Annotated in this window: 8 protein-coding genes; 5 read left to right on the top strand and 3 right to left on the bottom strand. The window is 41.9% G+C overall.

Annotated elements, in window-relative coordinates; genetic code table 11:
• Positions 1-11: 11 nt before the first annotated feature.
• Positions 12-644: a Uma2 family endonuclease gene (locus B3D59_RS14065; protein ID WP_286820693.1), complete on the bottom strand. Its 633-nt coding sequence runs from the start codon at positions 642-644 to the stop codon at positions 12-14.
• Between the two features lie 286 nt (positions 645-930).
• On the opposite strand from B3D59_RS14065, the gene B3D59_RS14070 reads away from it, so the two are divergent.
• From B3D59_RS14070 to B3D59_RS14090, 5 genes are all read left to right on the top strand, one after another.
• Entirely contained in the window at positions 931-1188 is a 258-nt protein-coding gene (locus B3D59_RS14070) for a hypothetical protein (RefSeq protein WP_286820697.1), read from the top strand.
• A gap of 144 nt (positions 1189-1332) precedes the next feature.
• Complete coding sequence (locus B3D59_RS14075; RefSeq protein ID WP_286820699.1) at positions 1333-1617, top strand: type II toxin-antitoxin system Phd/YefM family antitoxin; 285 nt, start codon at positions 1333-1335, stop codon at positions 1615-1617.
• Positions 1595-1894, top strand: a complete 300-nt coding sequence (locus B3D59_RS14080) for a type II toxin-antitoxin system RelE/ParE family toxin (RefSeq protein WP_286820700.1) — start codon at positions 1595-1597, stop codon at positions 1892-1894. Before B3D59_RS14075 ends, B3D59_RS14080 begins: the two co-directional genes overlap by 23 nt.
• Positions 1895-1943: 49 nt before the next feature.
• Positions 1944-3758, top strand: coding sequence for an AAA family ATPase (locus B3D59_RS14085; RefSeq protein ID WP_286820705.1), 1815 nt, complete (start codon positions 1944-1946; stop codon positions 3756-3758).
• Between the two features lie 56 nt (positions 3759-3814).
• Positions 3815-4210: a type II toxin-antitoxin system HicB family antitoxin gene (locus tag B3D59_RS14090; protein ID WP_286820710.1), complete on the top strand. Its 396-nt coding sequence runs from the start codon at positions 3815-3817 to the stop codon at positions 4208-4210.
• A gap of 74 nt (positions 4211-4284) precedes the next feature.
• Here B3D59_RS14090 and B3D59_RS14095 read toward each other — a convergent pair whose 3' ends face one another.
• Both B3D59_RS14095 and B3D59_RS14100 read right to left on the bottom strand, forming a co-directional pair.
• The gene (locus B3D59_RS14095) at positions 4285-4443 is read right to left on the bottom strand and encodes a hypothetical protein (RefSeq protein ID WP_286820712.1); all 159 of its coding nucleotides are present in this window, start codon (positions 4441-4443) and stop codon (positions 4285-4287) included.
• 14 nt (positions 4444-4457) lie between these two features.
• A partial coding sequence (locus tag B3D59_RS14100; RefSeq protein WP_286820714.1) for a molybdopterin oxidoreductase occupies positions 4458-5425 on the bottom strand: 968 nt, incomplete at its 5' end.

Raw genomic sequence — 5425 nt, forward strand, 5'->3', positions numbered from 1 at the left:
GGCTGGACACGTTAGCGACCTCGGTTGCTTAGAAGCCCCTTCTGAATCTTTGATTCAGGAGGGGAGCAGTCGCGCTCCACATTCAAATAAATCTCAGATAACGGCAATTCACAATTAGCCGATACGATTGTTAGAGTCTGATCTAATCCCTCGTATGAGTTATAACCCCATATATCACTTTGGCGTGTATACTTTTCAACCCAATATTCATGTTGAGAGACTAAGATATACTCTTGAAGTGTCGGGATTTTTCTGTAATGAAAAAACTTTTTCGTCCTGTCAAAGAGCTCTGTTGAATCTGAAAGAATTTCCATTATGACAACCGGGTTTGTCAGGGTGTCAAACTCATTATCTTCAAACTCTGCATCACCACAAGTAATAACAATGTCCGGGTACACATAGCCGTTTTCAATTTTTACACGCATGTCATTGGAGAACGCTTCGCAACGGAAATTATCTGCTTTGAATTTAATCCCTAATTCCCTAGCAAGATTCATATTGATACGGTTGTGGTGCCTGCTTGCCCCAACCATAGCGAAGATTTCACCAGCATAAAATTCATGTCTGATATCCAGCGAAGCTCTTTCAAGGGCAAGATACTCCCCCGGTGTCATTATGTTTTTTTCCTGCGGTTCTGTGCTCATGTTTCCTTCTCCTTACAGGGATGCTCTTATCCCTGTTGTTCGTGGGCAGTTAGTTTCTTATTTCTGTTTTTCGTACTTTGGAAACTTCGCAGCGGTGCATAGTGGAGATTATTGCCACCCGACAGAAGAATATGGCTACGCTAAATGTCAACAGAACATAGAATATTTCTTCTCAGTCTTGTGATTATATTATCAACGTTTAAATTTATCCAGTCATAAAACTTGATCATCGAGTGGAAATTGGACACTCTGGGCCTGTTCGTGGGAATTGGAATAATTACACCAAATGATCAACGACATTATCCGGATCTGGCCGGATATTAAAAGCATCTTTTCCGTGGCCCATTCAAAAGCAGAATATGACCGGCAGGTATCTTTTCTTGACAGCCTTTTGGATCAGGACGAAGGGCACCCGCTGGCGTCTCTGGTCGAGACCGTCGGCAGTCTTGTTGAAACGTATGAAACCGCCCACTTGTCGGAACATGAAGGCGCGCCTGCTGACATCCTGAATTGTTTAATGCAGGAACACGGTATCAGGCAGTGAGATCTGCTTGATGTTTACTCGATGATCCAGTTTTTGAGATTAAACAATGTCACCGTATTGGAAATACGGCTTGACCAATTATCATCAAATAGTACATACTAAAAACATCAAATTACAACCTTTAAGTATGCAGGCGGTGATAAAATGACATTAAGTATAACAGAGGATATCCGTTCAATTACTGATTTAAAGAGGAATACAAACTCTTTACTTGAACAAATAAATAAAACCAAACGTCCAGTTATTTTAACAGTTAATGGGAAAGCGGAAGCTGTGCTTCTTGGAGTAAATGAATATGAGAAAATTGCAAATGCATTTAGCCTGCTCAAGCTTCTCATACCGGCAGAAGAAGATATAACAAACAAGCGATATAAAGAAGCGAGGAATTTTTTCAAGGAATTTAAATGTGATAAAGAAATATCAGGTTAGATTGACCCGGGAAGCGCAAAACGATTTGGAAAAAATATATTATTATATTGCAGACGACAGCATCAATAATGCAAAACACTTCATCCTTCAACTGGAAGAAAAGGTATATTCTCTTGAGACTTTTCCCGATCGTAACCCCTTTATACCGGAAAATGACTTCTTTGGGACCAACTACCGCCATCTGATATATAAAAATTATCGGGTGGTTTATAGAATTGCTGAAAAGTCGGTTTATATTCTGCGAATATTCCATGGTGCAAAGTTACTGAGCTTATGACGATAACAGTAATTGAGCATTGAAGTGTGTGCAGGGGAGACGCAAAATCATGAAATTTCCATATGGCATATCTGATTTTAAAACTGTTATTGATGAAGGCTATTTTTATTGTGACAGGACCGATAAGATACCTTTGCTTGAAAATACAAAATCCCAGCTGTTTATCCGGCCCAGGCGGTTCGGCAAAAGCCTGGTTCTTTCAATGTTGGAAAACTATTATGATGTGGCAAAAAAGGATGAATTCGATTCGATTTTCGGGAAGTTGAAAATCGGGAAAAACCCCACTGCCCTGCACAATTCATATTTTATTTTGAAATTTGATTTTTCATGTGTTGATTCCACCGGCAGTGCAAAGGAAGTGAAGGAAGCTCTTTTTGATCATATTAACGACTGCATTAAAGGATTTTTGCTATATTACGGGGAGTATGATCTTCCCGGGATTGAAATAAATCCCCAAAATGCCATAAGTTCTGTTAAATCCCTGGTAAGCTCAGTTCGCATGACCCCATATCCGGTATACCTTCTCATTGATGAATATGATAATTTTGCCAATACCATCATGATGGGCATACACAGCGAAGAAGACAGATATAAGGCCATTGTGCATGATGAAGGCCCTTTAAAGACTTTTTTCAAGGCGGTAAAATCCGCCACGTCCGGTTCCATGATTGATCGTGTGTTTATCACCGGGGTTTCCCCGGTTGTGATGAGCGATATCACAAGCGGATATAATATTGCCGAAAATATTTACTTTGAACCTGAATTTAATGATCTGTGCGGCTTCAGGCAGCAAGAAATTGAAGTGGTGCTCAAAAAAATTGTTGGTCAATGTGGATTTGAAAAGGAAAAAATTCAGGAAGCCGTTAATTTGACGAAAGTCTATTATAATGGATATAATTTTTCCCATGCCATTGATGAATATGTGTATAACCCAACCCTGTGTTTATATTTTTTGAAACAGTTTGAAAAAACCTGCACCTATCCAAGGAAAATGCTGGATTCAAATCTTGCAGTGGATGAATCAAAACTTGAATATATGGCCCGGATGCCCACGGGAAGAGATCTTTTGATGAACCTGGTCCAGAAAAATCATGAGCTTATAGTCTCTGATATTGAAGACCGTTTCGGCATTAAAGAGATGCTGTCTGATCAATCCAAGGACAATATGTTTCTGGCCTCTTTTCTTTATTATTTCGGCGTGTTGACCCTGGCCGGTGATACACCGGACTTAAAGGTGCGGTTAAAAGTTCCCAATCTTGTCATTAAAAGCCTGTATGTGGATCGAATTCAAAAAATGCTGCTGCCCGATCCCGGAGACAGGGATGAGGGTGCGAATGCGGCCGAACAGGTGTATCAAAAAGGAGATATGGTGCCGTTGTGCGCTTTTATGGAAAACAAATATTTTAAGGTGTTTCATAACAGGGACTATCGGTGGGCCAATGAATTGACCATAAAGACCGCTTTTTTAACTCTGCTCTACAATGATATCCTCTATATCATGGATTCTGAAACTGAAATTAACCGCAGATATGCCGATCTTACCATGATCATCCGGCCGGATAAGCGGCATGGTAGAATATTTGATGTATTGATTGAGTTCAAGTTTGTAAGACTCAAAGATGCCGGAATCTCCCCTGAAAAGGCACGGGACTTGTCCGGGGATGAATTAGCAAAGCTTCCTGAAATTGTAAGCCGGATACAGGAGGGTGAAAAACAGGTGTATACATACGGGAAAGAGCTTGAACAAAGGTATGGGAATCTAAAACTTCAGAAATTTGTGGTGGTGGCCCTGGGGTTTGAACGGGTTTGTTTTAAAAAGATCGAAAAAAAGGAGATGCAAACTATAAATAATGAGGTAGATTAGCATTAGCCCAACAAACCCAGCTTTATCAAGCAGGCAGACAAGTAAAGTAGGTGCCAATGGATATTTATTATGCAATCTTTTCACCTGATGACGACGGATGGTCTGTCCGATTCCCAGATGCCCCATCCGTGAACACCTGCGGGGAGACTGTTGAGGAATCTCTTGCAATGGCTGTAGATGCATTAAGCGCGATAATGGTTCTAGGCCGCAAAGGCCGGGAATATGAAGCCCCCAGGCCTTATGTTGAAATCAAAAAAGAAGCAAAGCAGGGGGAGCTTATTTTCCCTGTGTTGCCATCTGAAAAAGCAATGGACGAATACCGCCCTAAAAAAAGAATTAACGTCATGGTACCCGTGGATTTGCTGGAGCGAGTGAACGAATATGTTAAAACCCAGGAAGGGCTTGATAGATCCAGCTTTATCTGTGGAGCGGTTGAGCGGGTTTTAGGGTAAACCTAAATACAAAAAAACGCCTGCTTCACTCAAAGAGTCAAGCAGGCGTTTTTCGTTTTTACGCAGGTTAAATATCAGTGATGTGAATCACCTTTATCATTTATCGTGTCATAGGCTGCCTTAAGAAGGCAATAGGTCATACCTGCCCCTAAAATGGAGATAGCATACCAGAACCCACCGAAAAAAATTGCATGGCCGATGTCCCAGACCCATTCAAAACAAAAGGGAAACATTAAAACCTCCTTTATCAGTTTTGAGCTGCCGCGTCGGCAGGTTCGTTAAGTTCCAGTTCCTGGGGGAATACCGGCAGATAGCGATATGCAACGGCAATCAGGATAATTCCGTAAGCAACAGGTAAAATGGTGGTCGCCACTTCCTGCCAGCTTGGGATATACAATGCCCAGGAGTCAAAAGACATCACGGGCACGGCCATGATCTGAAGTACCATAACCCACCGGTTCAGACAAACACCAATAACGCCAAGAATAATGGCAATGGTGCGGGTGGTGGGATTTTCCCGGGTGCTTTTATTAATCAGAAGCAGCCCCGGCACAACACCGCATAGGATCACTTCGGTAATCAAAATCCAGTATCCATAGAACGCGTTGTTGCTGTAAAAATGTCCCAGTTCGAATCCCATGGACGGCACGGTGACGAATGCCCAGTAAACGGTATCAATAATCTTGGCGATAATATAGGTGGTAATCATCCACCCGGAAATTTTTGCCAGCAGATTGACGGTTTTATCTCCGACCAATTTTTTACCCGTAATTATTTCCGTAATCTTGGTCACCATCAAGGTAAAACAGGGACCAAACGCTGCGGCAGACCAGGTAAACAGGAAAAAGGTCCAGGGCCAGATCATAAAGCCGGTGCGATAGGCAAAAGGACGGGCATATAAAACACCATACATGCCGCCTAATGACCCCTGATGAAAGAAGGAAAGAAATGTTCCTACTCCGGCAAATACAATCATGATGCTATGCAGATTGTGTCCGAAGAGATGTAATTCTGGAATTCGGTCCAACTTGCGGTTTTCAAAAATCAAGGGAATGTATTCTATGGTTAACACGATCAAGTACGTGGTAATGCAGAACATCACTTCAGTGAGCATGGAATGAACGTTTGCATGCCAAAAACCGAACCAACCTCTGATGGGTTGCCCGATGTCCACGCCAAGCATGAGGATTGCTCCACTGTAGCAAATGAATCCAA

It is taken from the genome of Desulfobacter sp. UBA2225, from assembly GCF_002348205.1.
GTDB lineage: Bacteria > Desulfobacterota > Desulfobacteria > Desulfobacterales > Desulfobacteraceae > Desulfobacter > Desulfobacter postgatei.

Coding starts and splice junctions, on each gene's coding strand:
- B3D59_RS14065 (WP_286820693.1), bottom strand. CDS start 644: ATGAGCACAGAACCGCAGGAAAAAAACATAATGACACCGGGGGAGTAT.
- B3D59_RS14070 (WP_286820697.1), top strand. CDS start 931: ATGATCAACGACATTATCCGGATCTGGCCGGATATTAAAAGCATCTTT.
- B3D59_RS14075 (WP_286820699.1), top strand. CDS start 1,333: ATGACATTAAGTATAACAGAGGATATCCGTTCAATTACTGATTTAAAG.
- B3D59_RS14085 (WP_286820705.1), top strand. CDS start 1,944: ATGAAATTTCCATATGGCATATCTGATTTTAAAACTGTTATTGATGAA.
- B3D59_RS14090 (WP_286820710.1), top strand. CDS start 3,815: ATGGATATTTATTATGCAATCTTTTCACCTGATGACGACGGATGGTCT.
- B3D59_RS14095 (WP_286820712.1), bottom strand. CDS start 4,443: ATGTTTCCCTTTTGTTTTGAATGGGTCTGGGACATCGGCCATGCAATT.